The following is a 15,532-nucleotide window of genomic DNA, read 5'->3' as shown; positions in this document are numbered from 1 at the left end:
CACAAGGTGAATGCGCCGTCAGTTGCCAGTTGAAGCCCCTTCGGACGCCATGATGGGGCGCCAACTGGCAACTCACGGAAACGGCCTCGCGTCGAGTTGCGGCATCCTTCCCCCTCAGAGCCACCGAAGGGGGTGTTTGCGGCGACTCGGCGAGCTAGTCGACCTCTTCCTCGGGCAGGCACCGTGCGCGGATGTAGCGTGCGATCGGGTCCGGGGTGAGATAAGCGAGGTGGGCGGCTCCATTGATCGCGTCCGGCAGGTGCGGATCTGCGCCGGTGCGTTGGCGGGCGCGGGTGAGCGTCTCGGCGATCTCCCGGAACACCGGGGCGGAGTCGGTGCCGAACGCGAAACGGATGTCGCTGCCGGTTGCGCGCAGGAGGGCGGGGTCGACGGTCTCCCCGGTGCGCGGCAGGTCGTCCCGAATGAAGTTCTCGGCCAGGGCCGCCCCGCGCTCGGTGTACCACTCGAGCCCGGGCGGGGCGTCGAGCGGACCCCGGCCTGCGGAGTCGTCGGGGCTGTTCAGCCGGGCGGCCGGGTCCCGCCCCGCCATACGCGCCACCACGGCGAGGGCGCCGGCCCAGTCGTCGGTGCGCTCCCGCAGGTGCTTTCGCACGGCGTCGGTGGTGCGGGCCAGCAGCGCGGCGCCCGAATCCGTGCTGCGGAAGAAGCCCGGTTCGTACACGAGGACCTGTCGCACCAGGTCCGGATGCCGCACGGCGAGCCGAATCGCCACGATCCCACCGGCGCTGGCGCCGAAGATCGCGGCGGGAACGACCCCGAGGTCCTGGAGCAGCGCGGCGGCATCGTCGGCGTGGGTATACGAATCGCATGGCCAGCCCGGCCTCGTGCTCCGTCGGGTGCCGCGGGGATCCCAGGTCACAACGGTGAACCCGGCGACGCCGGTGAGCCCGGCCAGCCGCTCGGCGATCGGCCGGAACATCTCGGCGTCGTCGCTGGCGGCGCCGATGATCAGCAGCGGCGGGCCGGCGCCGCGCACCTCGGCGTACAGGCGGCATCCGTTCACGTGGTGCCGGCCCACGGTCGGGGCCGGAGCACCAGGGATGGCGAAGGGGACGCCGGGGGACTCGTCTCGAGCCATGGCGGAAGTCTACGAGCGTCCCCGGCAGACCGATAGGCTTCCGCAGGTGAACGCTATGAATGCCGGAGGCGAGAGCTCGGTCACGGCCCGGTTCACCGGCCGGCCCGGGACCCGACTGCTGGCGACCGTCGCCCTCGTTGGCGCTGTGCTCTACGTTCTGGTAGACGTGGTGTTGCAGCTGCTACCGCCGCACTACAGCGTGATCTCGGAGGCCGAGAGCAACCTCGCGGTGGGGCCGTACGGCTGGATCATGAACCTGAACTTCCTGGCCAGGGGAGTGGTGACGCTCTGCGCCGTCGCCGCGCTCTCCTCGTTCGGCCCGCGGTCGCCGCTGCGGCAGGCCGGCCTGGTCCTGATGCTGTTCGCCGGGGTGTGCTCCGCCGCGCTGGCATTCCTGCCCACCGACATCCCACCCGCCGATGCGCCGGGGCTCGCCCCGACCACCGCGCCGGGCGCCGCGCACTTGATCGTCGCGGCCGCGGGCTTCGTCGCCGCGCTGGTGGCGTTCGCCCTGCTGACGAGGTGGCTCCGCGGCAGCGAGCTGCCGCGCGCGTATCCGGCCGCCGCGTGGCTCACCGGGGTCGCCGCCGTCGGCCTGGTGTCGCTGGGCGTCACCGCCGCGATCGCCCCCGGCCTGCTGGGCCTGGCCGAGCGGGTCTGCCTGGCCGGGGTGCTGGGTTGGGTCATCGCGGTGAGCATCGCCGTGGTCAGGGCCGTGCGGCACCGCTGAGTCGCCGCGGTGCCCGTCAGCCGAGCGGCTTCACGGCCTGGATCGTGTAGCTGAGCGGTGCGACCCCGGCTCGCTCACCGAGCGCGAACTCGCCGTCGGGTCGCTCGATCATCTGGCCGGGCAGGGCCTCCCACGGCACACTGTCGTGTTCGACGAGCATCGTCAGGGTGAGGCCGGCGTTCAAGAGCGCCGTGACGATCTCGCCGATCCCGTGGTTCCACTCGTAGGTCTTCGTGTTGGTGATCGGCCGATCCGTCACGACGTAGCTGGAATCGTCGTCCCACTCCAACGGTTCCTGCTGCTCGAAGTAGGGGAATCGCAGGTGCAGGTCATCGGCGAGTCGCTCGTCCATGGTCCACAGGATCGGGTGACCCTCACGAATGAACAGGCGACCGCCCGGTGCCAGCAGGCCGGCGACGACGGCCGCCCATCGGTCGATGCTCGGCAGCCAGCACAGGGCACCGATGCCCGTGTAGACCAGGTCGAAGCCGGCCTGCGGAAGAACGGCGAGGGCCGCGTACACATCGGACTCGACGAACTCGACGGCGTCCCCGGTTTCGGCGACCAGGGCGCGGGCCTCGGCAAGAGCCACCGACGAGAAGTCAAGCCCGGTGACCCGGGCGCCCAACCGGGCCAGCGAGAGCGTGTCGGTTCCGATGTGGCATTGCAGGTGCACCGTCGTCAGCCCGGCGATATCTCCTAGCCGCTCGCGGTCGAAGCGGACGACATCCGACAGAAGCGCGGGATCGTCGACGTACCGCTGCACTCCGTAACCGAACCCGGTGCGCACCGCGTGGGCCGCGGCCCGATCGTCCCAGTTCGCGCGGTTGGTATCGAGATGGTGTTGCATGATCAACCTGTTTTCGCCCGGGGTCGAACGAGCCCACCAGACTACCGCGCGAGTACTATGGCGCGCATCAGCGGGGGCAGCGCACAACTGACTCGAAGGAGCGTCATCGTGAAAGCACTCGTTTATGGCGGCCCTGGCGTGAAATCCTGGACCGACGTGCCGGACCCGCAGATCGTGCGGTCGACCGACGCGATCGTGCGCATCGACACCACCACCATCTGCGGCACCGACCTGCACATCCTCAAGGGCGACGTGCCCGCCGTGACGCCCGGGCGCATCCTGGGGCACGAAGGTGTCGGCACCGTCGTCGCGGTGGGGGAGTCGGTGGAATCCATCATCGTGGGCGAGCGGGTGCTGATCTCCTGCATCAAGTCCTGCGGACACTGCGCGAACTGCAAGACGGGCCTCTACTCGCACTGTCTCGGCGACGAGGGCCGCTCGGGCATCGGCTGGGTTTTCGGCCATCTCATCGATGGCACCCAGGCCGAACTGGTGCGGGTGCCCTACGCCGACAACTCGCTTTACCCGCTGCCAGACTCCGTCACCGACGCCGAGGCCGTGATGCTCTCGGACATCCTGCCCACCGGGTTCGAGATCGGTGTGCAGTACGGCCAGGTGGCACCCGGCGACGTCGTCGCCGTGATCGGCGCCGGTCCGGTCGGCCTGGCCGCCATCGCCACCGCGGGACTCTACGGCGCCGGGTCGATCGTGGCCGTCGACATCGACGAGAACCGGCTCGAACAGGCCAAGACCTTCGGGGCCACCCACACCGTGCGCTCCGGACGACCGGAGTGGCGAGAAGAGGTGCTCGCCGCCACCGACGGCGCCGGCGTCGACGTGGCCATCGAGGCCGTCGGCATCCCGGAGACCTTCACCATGGCCACCGAGATCGTGCGGCCCGGCGGACACCTGGCCAATGTGGGTGTGCACGGCAAGCCCGTGTCGCTGCACGTTGAAAACCTGTGGATCCAGAACATCAGCATCAGCATGGGCCTGGTGAACACCAACACCACGCCGATGCTGCTGAAGCTGGTGGCCCAGCACAAGATCCCCGCAGACCGGTTGGCCACCCACACCTTCGACTTCGGCCAGGTGGAAGACGCTTACGACACGTTCTCCCGCGCCGCCGAAACCCACGCGCTCAAGGTGCTGATCAGCCACTGAACTAATAGGCTGAGCGCATGACTTCTTCCCGGGATGACGACGCGCTCGGCTGGGCCGGCGACGACGATCCCACCCTCGTGTCCGGCAGCACCAACCCACCCGAGCCCGCGGATGGGCCTGCTGCCGACCTCCCCGAGGGCTGGACCGTCACCGGATCACCGGGTGGCTACGTCGATGCACCCGCGGGCAAGGCGGCCCTGTCGTCGCCGGCCCTCGTTGGTCTGGGCATCCTCGCGGGCGTCTACCTGCTCTACACGATCGGCTGGTTCATCGGAGTGGGGCGCATCGAGAATCCGCTGACCGACCCGCTGTCGCAGTTCATGTTCTCACTGGGCACCTGGCTGGCCGTGGCCGCACCGCTCGTGTGGTTCGCCGCCTCGTACTGGCTCACCCGCGGCATGCCGCGTCTGCGCTGGACCTGGCTCATCCTGGGAGTCGTGCTGCTGGCCCCACTGCCCTTCATCGCCGGAACCGGGGGACTCTGATGAGCACTGCAACCACCGCACCCCAGCGCACCCGTCGCACGCCGGCGTGGCTCTCCGCGACCATCGCCATCCTGTTCGGGCTGTTCTACGCGTACAGCGCGTGGTCGGGCCTGGGCAACCTGCTGGGCCTCAACAGTGCCGCCCAGTCGCTCGACACCACCCTGAGCGGCTTCGGCTGGGGCCTGCTGTTGGCGGGTGTGCTCGTCCCGATCGTGGTCTTCGGGATCGCGTTCTGGCTCGGCCGCCGCCGGGAAGCCGGTCCGCAGGCGCTTCTGCTGCTGGCCGGGCTGGCCCTGGTCTCGGCGATCTCCCTCGACATCTTCGTGTTCGGCCTCGGCAGCCTGATCGTCTAGGGCCTGAGAGGCTGGCTCAGCCGGCCAGACCCGCCACGAGCACCAGACCGATCAGCGCCAGCTGGCCGAGCAGCCGCGGAACCAACGGAATCGCGACAGCGCCGAACCGGTCCTTGTGCCGCGCCGCGTAAGCGTTGGCGGGAAAGACGGCCACGAGGAACACGGCCAAAGCGACACCGGATGTAACACGGGTGGATTCGAGAAGCAGCCCGATGCCGCCGGCAATCTCGCACAGACCGGTGAAAATCACGAGGTTCCGCGGGGCCAACAGGCCCCGCACGCGCAGTCGTGGCGGGATCATGGCCGACATCGTGCGCTGAACCGCGGGCACGAAATGACTGATCCCGGCGACGACGAACACCACCGCAAGGACGATTCTCAGCACGGTTAGGACGTAGGTCACTGACTCGGGGCTCATGGCTCCATTGTGGTGCCAGTAAGGTGTTGTGGTATCTGGCGCCCCACCGTCGAGGCGCGAGCTTCCCTCGCCCGACGCTTTCTAAGGATCTGTTTTCGTGTCGAAGCCCGTCGTATTAATCGCCGAAGAACTCTCGCCTGCCACTGTCGATGCCCTCGGGCCCGACTTCGACGTTGTCAACGTCGACGGCACTGACCGTGCCGCACTGCTCTCCGCCCTGGCTTCCGCCAACGCCATCCTGGTCCGCTCCGCGACCAAGGTCGACGCCGAGGCCCTCGCCGCCGCACCGAACCTGAAGGTCATCGCCCGTGCCGGTGTCGGCCTCGACAACGTCGACATCAAGGCCGCGACCGCGGCCGGTGTCATGGTCGTCAACGCCCCTACCTCCAACATCATCTCCGCCGCCGAACTCACCGTCGGCCACATCCTCAGCCTGGCCCGCCACATCCCGCCGGCCCACGGCGCCCTCGCGCAGGGTCAGTGGAAGCGCTCCAAGTACACCGGCATCGAGCTGTACGAGAAGACCGTCGGCATCATCGGCCTCGGCCGCATCGGCGCCCTGGTGGCCGCCCGTCTGCAGGCCTTCGGCGTGAACATCATCGCGTTCGACCCGTACATCACCTCGGCCCGTGCGCAGCAGCTGGGCGTGCACCCGGTGAGCCTGGACGAACTGCTCGCGCAGTCCGACTTCGTCACCATCCACATGCCGAAGACCCCCGAGACCACGGGCATGATCAGCGCCCCGCAGCTCAAGCTGATGAAGCCCACCGCGTACGTCGTCAACGTCGCCCGCGGCGGACTCATCGACGAAGCCGACCTGTACACGGCCCTCGTCGACGGGACCATCGCCGGTGCCGGCCTCGACGTCTTCGTCAACGAGCCGCCGACCGGATCACCGCTGCTCGGCCTCGACAACCTGATCAGCACCCCGCACCTGGGCGCGTCCACCGACGAAGCTCAGGAAAAGGCCGGCGTCTCGGTCGCCAAGTCGGTGCGGCTCGCGCTGTCGGGCGAACTCGTGCCCGACGCCGTCAACGTCGCCGGTGGCATCATCGACCCGACGGTCCGCCCCGGCATCCCGCTGGTCGAGAAGCTCGGCCAGGTGTTCTCCGGACTCGCCGCGCACAGCCCGCTCACCAGCGTCGACATCGAGGTGCGTGGTGAGATCGTCGAGTTCGACGTCTCGGTGCTCAAGCTCGCCGCGCTCAAGGGCATCTTCACCAACGTGGTCAGCGAAACCGTCTCCTACGTGAACGCGCCCCTGCTCGCCGAGCAGCGCGGTGTCGCGGTGCGCCTGATCACCGAGGCCGAATCGCCCGAGTACCGCAATCTGATCACCCTCCGCGGCGCCCTCGCCGACGGTTCGCAGGTCTCGGTGTCCGGCACCCTGGTGGGCCCCAAGCAGATCGAGAAGATCGTCGAAGTGAACGGCTACGACGTGGAGGTGCCGTTCGCCGAGCACCTCATCGTCATGCTGTACACCGACCGTCCCGGCATCGTCGCGGTCTACGGCCGTGAGTTCGGCGACGCCGAGATCAACATCGCCGGCATGCAGATCGCGCGGCACGAGGCCGGCGGCCCCGCGCTGAGCGTGCTGACCGTCGACTCGCCGGTGCCGGCCAGTCTGCTCGCCTCCGTGCGTGAAGCCATCACTGCCGACGTGATGGTCGCCATCGACATCACCGAATAGGACACCGCTGCCTCACAGGCCGCACACACAAGAAAGCCCCGGATGCGAATCCGGGGCTTTCTTGTGGATGGAGCGTTGGTGAAGCGAGGGTTACACGTCGTCGATCGAGCGCTCCCGCTGCACGACGCGCTCTCCGCTGACCGGGTCGACGGCGCTGCGAGTGGTGCTGATGCTGCTGCGGCGGCGGGTGAGCAACACCAGGCCGAGCACGAAGATGAGCGCGCCAGCACCCATCAAGATGTAACCGACGAGGTCGATGTCGATCATGTCGACCTGGATGTTCAGGGCCCACACCAGGATGGCGCCGACGACGAACAGGAAGATTCCCAATCCGATACTCATGGTGAACTGCTTTCTTCGGGGATGGCACACGCACGCCGACGACGCACATGGTCAGGGTCCTCAAGCATAGACAGCCAAATGGGCACAGTAGGGTTGATTTGCAGGGTATCTCCAAGCCAATATCGCGCCAATATCGCCAGCCCACCGGCTGCCTCACCGTAATCGGAGCCGCATGTCCCGCTCAGTCAAGCTCGCAGTCATCGCCGGAGACGGCATCGGCCCGGAGGTCGTCGCCGAAGCGCTGAAGGTGCTCGACGCCGTGACCCACGCCGACCCCGTCGAGTTCGAGCTCACCCACTTCTCACTCGGTGCCACCCGGTTCCTCGCGACCGGCGACGTGCTTACCGACGATGACCTGGCCGCGATCAGCGCCCATGACGCCATCCTGCTCGGCGCCGTCGGCGGGCTGCCCGGCGACCCGCGGCTGAAGAACGCCAACATCGAGCGCGGGCTGCTGCTCAAACTGCGTTTCTCCCTCGACCACTACGTGAACCTGCGCCCCAGCGTCCTCTTCCCCGGTGTGCCCAGCCCGCTCGGCGACCCCGGCGACGTCGACTTCGTCGTCGTGCGCGAAGGCACCGAGGGTCCCTACGTCGGCAACGGCGGCGCCATCCGTCAGGGCACACCGAACGAGGTCGCCAACGAGGTCTCGGTCAACACGGCGTTCGGCGTGGAACGGGTCGTGCGCTACGCCTTCGAAGCGGCCCAGAACCGCCCGCGAAAGAAGCTCACCCTGGTGCACAAGACCAACGTTCTCGTCTTCGCGGGCAGCCTCTGGCAGCGCATCGTCACCGAGGTTGCCGCCGAATACCCTGACGTGACCGTGGATTACCTGCACGTGGACGCGGCAACGATTTTCCTGGTCACGAATCCGAGTAGATTTGACGTCATCGTCACGGACAACCTCTTCGGCGATATTCTCACTGACCTGGCAGCGGCAATCAGCGGCGGCATCGGCCTGGCGGCATCCGGAAATATCAATCCGGAAGGTCGCTTCCCCAGCATGTTCGAACCCGTGCACGGTTCGGCACCCGACATCGCGGGCCGGCAGTTGGCCGATCCCACGGCGGCGATCCTCTCTGTCGCGCTCCTCCTGAACCACCTCGGTCTGGCGGATGCGTCGGCCAGGGTGAGCGCGGCCGTCACGGCCGACATCATCGCCCGCAGCGTCGCAGCGGAGCCACGATCCACCAGCGCCGTCGGCGATGCCATCGTGTCCCGCCTGACCGGCACTCCCGCCTAACCGCACTCCCGTCTAAACACAAGGGACTCCCATGAGCCAGCAGACCACATCTTTCCCGCTCCAGTTCGAGCGCACGCCGTCACAGACCGCCCGCAGCATCGCTGAGCGCGAAACGATCCTCGCCGACCCCGGCTTCGGCAAGCACTTCACCGACCACATGGTCACCATCGACTGGACCATCGAGAAGGGCTGGCACGACGCCAGGGTCACGCCATACGGGCCGTTGCTGCTCGACCCCGCCTCCTCGGTGCTGCACTACGGCCAGGAGATCTTCGAGGGCATGAAGGCGTACCGCCATGCCGATGGCTCCATCTGGACGTTCCGGCCGGAGAAGAACGCCGAACGCCTGCAGAGCTCCGCCCGCCGGCTGGCGCTGCCCGAACTCGCAGTGGCCGATTTCCTCGAATCCGTCAAGCAGATGATCGCCGTCGACGGCTCCTGGGTGCCCGACGCCCCGGAGACCAGCCTGTACCTGCGCCCGTTCATGATCGCCAACGAGAGCTTCCTCGGCGTGCGGGCCGCGCACAAGGTGGGCTACTACGTGATCGCCAGCCCCGCCGGCGCCTACTTCACCGACGGCGTCGCCCCGGTGAAGATCTGGCTGTCCACCGAGTACTCCCGCGCCGGTCGCGGCGGCACCGGAGCCGCCAAGTGCGGTGGCAACTACGCGGCCTCCCTGCTGCCCCAGCAGGAGGCCTACGACAACGGCTGCGCCCAGGTGCTCTTCCTCGACGGGGAGACCGGCACCCACATCGACGAACTCGGCGGCATGAACGTGTTCTTCGTGCACGGCACCGACACCCTCGTCACCCCCCGCCTCACCGGCACCATCCTCGAGGGCGTCACCCGCGACAGCATCATCCAACTCGCCCGTGACCGCGGAATGACCGTGATCGAGCGCGACGTGACGGTGGACGAGTGGCGCGACGGCGTGGCATCCGGTGAGATCACCGAGGTGTTCGCCTGCGGCACCGCCGCCGTGGTCACCCCGATCGCCCAGCTCAAGGCCGTCGGTTTCACCATCGGCGACGCCGACGCTGCCGCGGGGGAGATCACCCTGGCGCTCCGTCAGGAGCTCACCGACATCCAGTACGGCCGTCTGCCCGACCGGCATGGCTGGTTGATGCGTCTGGACGCGGAGGTGACGGCGTGAAGATCGCCAGGTTCAGCCACGCCGGAACCATCGCGTTCGGCATCATCGACGACGACGAACTGGTCGTCCTGACCGGCGACCCGATGTTCGCCGGCTACAACCCCACCGGCGCGCGCCTGCCGCTGGTGGATGTGGCGCTGCTCGCGCCGGTGATTCCGCGCTCCAAGGTCGTCGGCCTGGCCGGCGCCTATTTCGCGGATGCCGCGGAGAAGGCCGCGGCGCTTGCCGCGCCGGGGGAGCCCGCCGAGCCACGCTTCTTCCTCAAGCCCAACACCACCGTCGTAGGCCCCAACGACCCGATCGTGCTGCCCGCGGCCTCCGACGATGTGCGCGTCGAGGGTGAGCTGGCCATCGTGATCGGCCGGGTCGCCAAGAATCTCAGCGTCGCCGACGCTCCCGGGGCCATCTTCGGCTACACAATCGCCAACGACGTCACCGCCGTCGACCTGGCCGAGGGCAGTGGCCACGGGGCCAGGGCCAAGAGCTTCGACTCGTTCTGCCCGCTCGGACCGGTTATGGACACCGAGTTCGACCCTACGGACGGCCGCGTGCTCGGCCGGGTCAACGACGTGGAGTTCCAGAGCGGAGAGGTGTCGCTGCTGGCCTTCTCGATGGCGGAAATCGTCTCGTTCCTCTCGCACTCGTTCACCCTGTTGCCCGGCGATGTGATCCTCACCGGCTCGTCCAGCGCCGCACGGCGAGTGTCGCACGGCGATACCGCGAGCATCGAGATCCCGGGCCTCGGCGTGCTCACCAACCCGGTTCGCCGCCCGGCCTGACCGACCGGACCGACGGGGGACCGATGAACGCTGCCGAGCTGTACACGGCCGACCTGGAACCGCGCGAGGTCACCATGGCCCGGCGGGCAGGGATGCTCGCCGGCACCGTGGCGTCGCTGGCGGTCAGCCTGCTCGGCATGGGAGACACCCCGATCGGACCGGCGGTCGCCGACCTCGTCATCCGGGTCAGGGCCGATGGGCGCGAGGTCTACCGCTCCGGGCAGAACGACTCGCAGCTGGCCGACTCCATGCTGGAGACGGTGCGCCGCGAGCTGAACGAATTCACGCCAGAGGTCTTCGCGGCGGAGTGGGGAATCGCCCGCTCCTAGGCAGCGACTGTTGCCCAAGCGGACAATTGTGCCCGGCGCACCGGGACCAATTGTCCGGACGGGGAACAGTTAGAGCGGGAACCAGGCGCGGACCTGGTCGGCGGCCGTGGAGAGAAGCGCGGCCGACTCGGCGGCATTGACCCTCGCGAGCAGCATCGCGCTCATCGAGAGCGACGCGAGGGTTCGCACCCGCTCGTCGGTGTTTTCGGCTGGTCCGCCGGCGAGGGCGTTGCGAAGTGCGCCGGCCAACTCGGTTCGGTATGCCTCGACCACTTCCCGGGCGGGTTCGTCGTGCGTGGCCAGACCCGTGGCGCAGTTGACCAGGAGGCAGCCCCGTCGGGGGGAGTCCAGAGGCAGCGTCGCCACGGCCTCCCGCAGTTCGTCGAAGTAGGCCAGCAGCTCCTGGCGGCCGGCGCCATCCGCTTGCAGGCCGCGCAGGCGCGGCCGGATGACGGTGTCGCGGTAATCGGCGACGGCGGCGTCGAAGAGCCCGCGTTTGCTGCCGAACGCGTGGTACAGGCTCGACCGGTTTACACCCGTCGCCGTCTCGAGGTCGGCCAGGGATGCGCCGTCGTAGCCGCGGTCCCAGAAGACGTCGCGGGCGGATTGCACGACCGTGGTGCTGTCGAACGTCTGGAGCCGTCCCATGAGCTGTCTGCCTTCCGTCCGCGGACGTCTGGTCCGTGGGTGTTGCGAGCGGTGTTGCTGTGAATGTTCTGTACCGCTCGTTTCACTATAAACGATAGCCCGGCTATAGTAAAACGATCGGTGCAGAAAACCATCCGTTGAGAACAGGGACGCCCCCGGCACCGATCGCGAACAGTAAGGACTCTTTTCATGACGACAGCCACCAGCACTCAGATTCAGCTCGCCGCCCGGCCCACCGGTTGGCCCACCGCAACGGACTTCAGCACCGCGGTCATCGACCTGCCCGACCTGGCGGCGGGCCAGGTGCGCGTTGTTAACGACTTCATCTCCGTCGACCCCTACATGCGTGGCCGCATGAACGACGTGAAGTCCTACATTCCGCCCTTCGTGCTCGGGGAGACCATGGGCGGCGGCGCCGTCGGCCACGTGGTCGAGTCGGCCGCGGCGTCCGTGCCCGTCGGCAGCCTCGTTGTGCACCAGTACGGCTGGCGCGATGTCGTACAGGAGGATGCCGCGGGCTTCCGCGTCGTTCCCGAGATCCCCAACGTGCCGTCGTCGGCGTACCTGGGCGTGCTGGGCATGACCGCTCTCACCGCCTACGTGGGCCTGCTCGAGGTGGCCAAGTTCAAGGCAGGCGACACCGTCTTCGTCTCCGGCGCAGCCGGTGCCGTGGGCAGCATGGTCGGCCAGATCGCTCGCCTCAAGGGTGCCGCACGAGTCATCGGCTCCGCCGGCACCGACGAGAAGGTGGCCCTGCTCACCGAGAAGTACGGCTTCGACGCGGCCTTCAACTACAAGACCGGCGACCTCGCCACCCAGCTGGCCGAAGCCGCCCCCGAGGGCATCGACGTGTACTTCGACAACGTCGGCGGCGACCACCTGAGCGCCGCACTCGGTGCCTTCAAGGATGGCGGCCGCGCCGCACTCTGCGGCGCCATCTCGCAGATGAACCGCACCGATGGCCCCACCGGCGTGCAGAACATGGTCAACATCGTCACCCGCGGGCTCACCCTCACGGGCTTCACCGTGGGCAACTACCTGCAGCACTTCCCGGCCTTCACCGAGCAGATGGGCGCCTGGTTCACGGCCGGCGACATCGTCTTCGACGAGACCGTCGTTGTGGGCATCGAGAACTCGGTCGATGCGTTCCTGGGCATGCTTCGTGGAGAGAACACCGGCAAGATGGTGGTCAAGACCTCTGACTCCGCCGCGGCCGGGCACTAATCCGCAACCGCCGCAACCGATTCACTGAATTCGATCTAGGAGAAACATGACTTCCGTACTTTTTGTTGTCAGCGCTGCTGACCACTGGACCCTCAACGACGGCACCCTGCACCCCACCGGGTACTGGGCCGAGGAACTCGCCGAGCCGCACCGCCTCTTCACCGAGGCCGGCTGGTCGATCACCATCGCCACCCCGAAGGGCGTCGCGCCCACCGTCGACGAGGGCAGCCTGGCCGCCGGGGCCACCGGAGGCGAAGAACGCTCCACCGAACTCCGCAGCTATCTCGACTCGATCCCCGCGCTGAAGAGCCCGGCCTCGATCGACGACGTCACTGCCGCCGACTACGACGTGGTCTTCTACCCCGGTGGACACGGCCCCATGGAGGACCTCGCGGTCGACACGACCAGCGGCCAGATCATGACGGACACCATCGCATCCGGCCGGATTCTCGGTGTGCTCTGCCACGCCCCTGCCGCACTTCTGGCCGCCACGGCCGCTGACGGCACCTGGCCGTTCCTGGCCTACCGCATGACCGGCTTCACCGACGCCGAAGAGGCCCTGGGCGGACTCGCCCCGAAGGCCAAGTGGCTCGTGCAGGCGCGGCTGGTCGAGCTCGGGGCCGACTTCGTCGAGGGTGCCTCGTTCGCCGAGCACATCGAGATCGACCGCAACCTCTACACCGGCCAGAACCCGGCCTCCTCGGTGAAGCTCGCCAGTGCAATCATCGACGCGGTGGCCGCCCAGAAGTAGCAGCGCTCAGCCGTACCAGGCAGTTTCGCGAAAGCGGTCCTATGGTCGCCTCACCATCCCGAGGCGACCACAGGGCCGCTTTCGTGCGAGGCTAGCGCCCCAGGGCGGCCAAGACGGCAGCCACGTCGGTGGGGTCGTTCCAGAGGTGGAAGGCCACGCGGGCGCGGCCGGCCCGGCCGGACGCGGTAATACCGGCGGCGGTGAGTCGGGCCAGGTCGGTTCCGGCGGGATCGGCCCAGGTGACGATGGCCTGATTGTGTTCGGGCAGTCCGAGCCCGGCGCAGAGGGCATTGCCCAGACCGGTGTCGTGGGCGTACACGGCGGCCGAGTCGAGTGAGCTGAAGAACTCGAGAGCCACCCGCGTGCCCACCCAGGCCGGCCAGGCCGGTGACACGTCGAAGCGTCGGGCATCCGTCGCCAGGGTCATGGTCGGGCCGTAGCAGGATGCCCACGGGTCGTCGCCCGCGAACCAACCTGCCTGCACCGGGCGCAGCACCTCGCCCAGCGCGGGCAGCACGGTGAGGAAGGCCGCGCCCCGCGGTGCACCCAACCACTTGTAGGCGTGGCAGATGGTGGCATCGAAGTCGCCGGCGTGTACGGGCAGCCAGCCGGTGGCCTGTGTTGTGTCGCAGAGGGTGAATGCACCCACCGCGGCTGCTGCCGCGCGGATGGCCGGTGCATCCGCGATCACACCGGTGCCGGACTGCACAAGCGAGAAGGCGACCAGCCAGGTGCGCTCGGTGAGCGAGGCGGCGAGCTGGGCCACCGGAACGTGGCGTACCGTGATCCCGCGGTGCTCCTGCTGCAGGAACGGGAAGACCATCGACGTGAAGTCCCCGTCGACGCAGACGACCTCGCACCCCTCTGGCACGGATGCGGCCAGCACGGCTGCCATCACCGACGCCTGTGACCCGATCGCCACCCGGTCGGTACCCACCCCGACCAGCCCGGCGTAGAGAGCCCGGGCCCGGTCGATTTCGGCCTGGTAGTGCGCGGGGGAGGCCAGGCCGCTGCCCCACATGCCGGCGTCCTCGCGGAGCGCCCGCACCGTGTCCAGGGTGGGCAGTCCCGAGGTGCACGCGGCCAGGTAGCGCGTGTTCGTGGGGGCGTAGGCGGCCCGCACCTGGGGCATGGTCGGGGCGGGAGCCGGGGCTACGGGCGGAACAGTGGACGGAACGGTGGATCGCATCCATCCAGCGTTGCCCCGTTCGATCCATTCGGCAACGCCCAGTCCTCGATCAATCAGATAACCAGTGGTTATGATTTGGGCATGCCCGAAAATCTTCACCGTGCACTCGACGTAGATTCCCACGCGCTGCGCATCGTGCACCGCATCAATGAGCTGGGTTCGATCACCGCGGCGGCCCGGTCGCTCGGCTACAGCCAGCCGGCCGTGAGCCAGCACCTCAAACGGCTCGAGGCCCGCCTGGGCATGCCGTTGGTGACCAAGGCCGGCCGCGGCGTGCGGCTCACCGAGGCCGGCCGCATCCTGGCCCGGCACGCCGCCACCGTGACACAGGCGCTGGATGCCGCGGCGGGCGAACTCAGCGACCTGGCCGGCCTGCGGAGCGGCCGGGTGACCCTCGCCGCCTTCCCCTCCGCCTCGGCCACGGTCATCCCCACGGTGCTGCGCGGCCTCTCCCAGCGGCACCCCGGTGTGCAGCTGAACTACCTCGAGGCCGAACCGCCGGAGGCCGTGCGGGCCGTGCGCGACCAGGCCGCCGACCTCGCGATCACCTTCAGCTACACGGGCGACCAGGCCGACCCGCACCGGCAGAGCGCCCAGGGCCTCACCGTCGTGCCGCTCTGGCGCGACGAGATGCTCGTGGTTGTGCCCCGCGAGCACCCCCTGGCCGGCCGCGACCGGATCGACCTGGCCCTGCTGGCCGATGACCAGTGGATCGGCGGCTGCCCGCGCTGCCGGGCGCACCTGCTCGACCTCGCCACCCGCAGCGGCTTCAGCCCCAGCATCTCCTACGAGACCGACAACGTCGTGGCGGTGTTCGGCATGGTCGCGGCGGGCCTGGGGGTGGCGCTGGTGCCCGCCCTGGCCATCGCCGCGTCGCCCCTGCCGGCCGGGATCGTCGCCCGGCCGACCGCGGGCGGCGACTTCCGCACGATTCACCTGGTGGGAACGGAGGGCGCGGAGTCGATTCCGGCCGTGGCTGCCACCATCCGGGCCATCGGCGAGATCGACGCGGCGCCCTGGTCACTCGTGGGGGCAGACCGTGAACACACCCCGGGCGCGCCGCTCGCTCGGTAGGATGAATGTCG

18 protein-coding genes are annotated in these 15,532 nt (G+C 68.6%); 12 read left to right on the top strand and 6 right to left on the bottom strand.

All coding sequences use genetic code 11. The features are described 5' to 3' along the window. Nucleotides 1-154: 154 nt before the first annotated feature. Entirely contained in the window at nucleotides 155-1,099 is a 945-nt protein-coding gene (locus E3O60_RS15920) for an alpha/beta fold hydrolase (protein ID WP_134409222.1), read from the bottom strand. 55 nt (nucleotides 1,100-1,154) lie between these two features. On the opposite strand from E3O60_RS15920, the gene E3O60_RS15915 reads away from it, so the two are divergent. Beyond that, the gene (locus E3O60_RS15915; protein ID WP_241980289.1) at nucleotides 1,155-1,829 is read left to right on the top strand and encodes a DUF998 domain-containing protein; all 675 of its coding nucleotides are present in this window, start codon (nucleotides 1,155-1,157) and stop codon (nucleotides 1,827-1,829) included. A gap of 16 nt (nucleotides 1,830-1,845) precedes the next feature. Here the strand turns inward: E3O60_RS15915 and E3O60_RS15910 are convergent, their stop codons facing one another. Continuing rightward, nucleotides 1,846-2,679 carry a bifunctional 2-polyprenyl-6-hydroxyphenol methylase/3-demethylubiquinol 3-O-methyltransferase UbiG gene (locus tag E3O60_RS15910; protein ID WP_088456658.1) on the bottom strand — a complete coding sequence of 278 codons (834 nt, stop codon included), beginning with the start codon at nucleotides 2,677-2,679 and terminating at the stop codon, nucleotides 1,846-1,848. A gap of 108 nt (nucleotides 2,680-2,787) precedes the next feature. Here E3O60_RS15910 and E3O60_RS15905 point away from each other — a divergent pair, with 108 nt between their 5' ends. The 3 genes from E3O60_RS15905 to E3O60_RS15895 are packed head-to-tail and all read left to right on the top strand — an operon-like array spanning nucleotide 2,788 to nucleotide 4,681. Next, nucleotides 2,788-3,843 (top strand): zinc-dependent alcohol dehydrogenase family protein, encoded by a 1,056-nt coding sequence (locus E3O60_RS15905; protein WP_134498605.1) that lies wholly within the window; start codon nucleotides 2,788-2,790, stop codon nucleotides 3,841-3,843. 17 nt (nucleotides 3,844-3,860) lie between these two features. Beyond that, nucleotides 3,861-4,328: a DNA polymerase III subunit gamma/tau gene (locus E3O60_RS15900; RefSeq protein WP_088456656.1), complete on the top strand. Its 468-nt coding sequence runs from the start codon at nucleotides 3,861-3,863 to the stop codon at nucleotides 4,326-4,328. Continuing rightward, complete coding sequence (locus tag E3O60_RS15895) at nucleotides 4,328-4,681, top strand: bacitracin resistance protein (protein WP_134409226.1); 354 nt, start codon at nucleotides 4,328-4,330, stop codon at nucleotides 4,679-4,681. Before E3O60_RS15900 ends, E3O60_RS15895 begins: the two co-directional genes overlap by 1 nt. Nucleotides 4,682-4,697: 16 nt before the next feature. On the opposite strand, the gene E3O60_RS15890 is transcribed toward E3O60_RS15895, so the two are convergent. Beyond that, on the bottom strand, nucleotides 4,698-5,099 hold the full coding sequence (locus E3O60_RS15890; RefSeq protein WP_088456654.1) for a DoxX family membrane protein: 402 nt from the start codon (nucleotides 5,097-5,099) through the stop codon (nucleotides 4,698-4,700). A gap of 97 nt (nucleotides 5,100-5,196) precedes the next feature. Here E3O60_RS15890 and serA point away from each other — a divergent pair, with 97 nt between their 5' ends. Beyond that, the gene (gene serA / locus E3O60_RS15885) at nucleotides 5,197-6,789 is read left to right on the top strand and encodes a phosphoglycerate dehydrogenase (RefSeq protein WP_088456653.1); all 1,593 of its coding nucleotides are present in this window, start codon (nucleotides 5,197-5,199) and stop codon (nucleotides 6,787-6,789) included. A gap of 90 nt (nucleotides 6,790-6,879) precedes the next feature. On the opposite strand, the gene E3O60_RS15880 is transcribed toward serA, so the two are convergent. Next, nucleotides 6,880-7,131, bottom strand: a complete 252-nt coding sequence (locus E3O60_RS15880; protein WP_088456652.1) for a DUF6458 family protein — start codon at nucleotides 7,129-7,131, stop codon at nucleotides 6,880-6,882. Between the two features lie 172 nt (nucleotides 7,132-7,303). Here E3O60_RS15880 and E3O60_RS15875 point away from each other — a divergent pair, with 172 nt between their 5' ends. From E3O60_RS15875 to E3O60_RS15860, 4 genes are read left to right on the top strand one after another with little or no spacing between them, the layout of a single operon-like run. Next, nucleotides 7,304-8,374 (top strand): 3-isopropylmalate dehydrogenase, encoded by a 1,071-nt coding sequence (locus E3O60_RS15875; protein WP_088456651.1) that lies wholly within the window; start codon nucleotides 7,304-7,306, stop codon nucleotides 8,372-8,374. A 31-nt stretch (nucleotides 8,375-8,405) separates the two neighbouring features. Next, the gene (locus tag E3O60_RS15870; protein WP_134498603.1) at nucleotides 8,406-9,527 is read left to right on the top strand and encodes a branched-chain amino acid aminotransferase; all 1,122 of its coding nucleotides are present in this window, start codon (nucleotides 8,406-8,408) and stop codon (nucleotides 9,525-9,527) included. After that, nucleotides 9,524-10,306, top strand: a complete 783-nt coding sequence (locus E3O60_RS15865; RefSeq protein ID WP_134498601.1) for a fumarylacetoacetate hydrolase family protein — start codon at nucleotides 9,524-9,526, stop codon at nucleotides 10,304-10,306. Before E3O60_RS15870 ends, E3O60_RS15865 begins: the two co-directional genes overlap by 4 nt. A 23-nt stretch (nucleotides 10,307-10,329) precedes the next feature. Next, on the top strand, nucleotides 10,330-10,635 hold the full coding sequence (locus E3O60_RS15860) for a hypothetical protein (protein ID WP_103461529.1): 306 nt from the start codon (nucleotides 10,330-10,332) through the stop codon (nucleotides 10,633-10,635). A 69-nt stretch (nucleotides 10,636-10,704) separates the two neighbouring features. Here the strand turns inward: E3O60_RS15860 and E3O60_RS15855 are convergent, their stop codons facing one another. Then, nucleotides 10,705-11,283, bottom strand: coding sequence for a TetR/AcrR family transcriptional regulator (locus tag E3O60_RS15855; protein WP_134498599.1), 579 nt, complete (start codon nucleotides 11,281-11,283; stop codon nucleotides 10,705-10,707). A gap of 189 nt (nucleotides 11,284-11,472) precedes the next feature. On the opposite strand from E3O60_RS15855, the gene E3O60_RS15850 reads away from it, so the two are divergent. Together E3O60_RS15850 and E3O60_RS15845 are read left to right on the top strand one after the other, a co-directional pair. Further along, nucleotides 11,473-12,507 carry an NADP-dependent oxidoreductase gene (locus E3O60_RS15850; RefSeq protein WP_088456646.1) on the top strand — a complete coding sequence of 345 codons (1,035 nt, stop codon included), beginning with the start codon at nucleotides 11,473-11,475 and terminating at the stop codon, nucleotides 12,505-12,507. 46 nt (nucleotides 12,508-12,553) lie between these two features. Beyond that, nucleotides 12,554-13,258 (top strand): type 1 glutamine amidotransferase domain-containing protein, encoded by a 705-nt coding sequence (locus tag E3O60_RS15845; protein ID WP_103479375.1) that lies wholly within the window; start codon nucleotides 12,554-12,556, stop codon nucleotides 13,256-13,258. A 91-nt stretch (nucleotides 13,259-13,349) separates the two neighbouring features. On the opposite strand, the gene E3O60_RS15840 is transcribed toward E3O60_RS15845, so the two are convergent. Beyond that, nucleotides 13,350-14,447, bottom strand: coding sequence for an aminotransferase class V-fold PLP-dependent enzyme (locus E3O60_RS15840; RefSeq protein WP_370448664.1), 1,098 nt, complete (start codon nucleotides 14,445-14,447; stop codon nucleotides 13,350-13,352). An 81-nt stretch (nucleotides 14,448-14,528) separates the two neighbouring features. Between E3O60_RS15840 and E3O60_RS15835 the strand changes: the two genes are divergently transcribed. After that, on the top strand, nucleotides 14,529-15,521 hold the full coding sequence (locus E3O60_RS15835) for a LysR family transcriptional regulator (RefSeq protein WP_088456644.1): 993 nt from the start codon (nucleotides 14,529-14,531) through the stop codon (nucleotides 15,519-15,521). Nucleotides 15,522-15,532: the final 11 nt, after the last annotated feature.

Origin of the sequence: Cryobacterium sp. TMB1-7, from assembly GCF_004402435.1 — a bacterium.
Taxonomy (GTDB): domain Bacteria; phylum Actinomycetota; class Actinomycetes; order Actinomycetales; family Microbacteriaceae; genus Cryobacterium; species Cryobacterium zongtaii.
Note: the sequence above shows the minus strand (reverse complement) of the source record. Positions and strands in the feature narration are given on the sequence as shown.

What these genes read in the sequence shown, in the direction of transcription:
- E3O60_RS15920 (WP_134409222.1), bottom strand. Translation starts at nt 1,099, where the DNA reads ATGGCTCGAGACGAGTCCCCCGGCGTCCCCTTCGCCATCCCTGGTGCT.
- E3O60_RS15915 (WP_241980289.1), top strand. Translation starts at nt 1,155, where the DNA reads ATGAATGCCGGAGGCGAGAGCTCGGTCACGGCCCGGTTCACCGGCCGG.
- E3O60_RS15910 (WP_088456658.1), bottom strand. Translation starts at nt 2,679, where the DNA reads ATGCAACACCATCTCGATACCAACCGCGCGAACTGGGACGATCGGGCC.
- E3O60_RS15900 (WP_088456656.1), top strand. Translation starts at nt 3,861, where the DNA reads ATGACTTCTTCCCGGGATGACGACGCGCTCGGCTGGGCCGGCGACGAC.
- E3O60_RS15895 (WP_134409226.1), top strand. Translation starts at nt 4,328, where the DNA reads ATGAGCACTGCAACCACCGCACCCCAGCGCACCCGTCGCACGCCGGCG.
- E3O60_RS15890 (WP_088456654.1), bottom strand. Translation starts at nt 5,099, where the DNA reads ATGAGCCCCGAGTCAGTGACCTACGTCCTAACCGTGCTGAGAATCGTC.
- E3O60_RS15880 (WP_088456652.1), bottom strand. Translation starts at nt 7,131, where the DNA reads ATGAGTATCGGATTGGGAATCTTCCTGTTCGTCGTCGGCGCCATCCTG.
- E3O60_RS15875 (WP_088456651.1), top strand. Translation starts at nt 7,304, where the DNA reads ATGTCCCGCTCAGTCAAGCTCGCAGTCATCGCCGGAGACGGCATCGGC.
- E3O60_RS15870 (WP_134498603.1), top strand. Translation starts at nt 8,406, where the DNA reads ATGAGCCAGCAGACCACATCTTTCCCGCTCCAGTTCGAGCGCACGCCG.
- E3O60_RS15860 (WP_103461529.1), top strand. Translation starts at nt 10,330, where the DNA reads ATGAACGCTGCCGAGCTGTACACGGCCGACCTGGAACCGCGCGAGGTC.
- E3O60_RS15855 (WP_134498599.1), bottom strand. Translation starts at nt 11,283, where the DNA reads ATGGGACGGCTCCAGACGTTCGACAGCACCACGGTCGTGCAATCCGCC.
- E3O60_RS15850 (WP_088456646.1), top strand. Translation starts at nt 11,473, where the DNA reads ATGACGACAGCCACCAGCACTCAGATTCAGCTCGCCGCCCGGCCCACC.
- E3O60_RS15845 (WP_103479375.1), top strand. Translation starts at nt 12,554, where the DNA reads ATGACTTCCGTACTTTTTGTTGTCAGCGCTGCTGACCACTGGACCCTC.
- E3O60_RS15840 (WP_370448664.1), bottom strand. Translation starts at nt 14,447, where the DNA reads ATGCGATCCACCGTTCCGTCCACTGTTCCGCCCGTAGCCCCGGCTCCC.
- E3O60_RS15835 (WP_088456644.1), top strand. Translation starts at nt 14,529, where the DNA reads ATGCCCGAAAATCTTCACCGTGCACTCGACGTAGATTCCCACGCGCTG.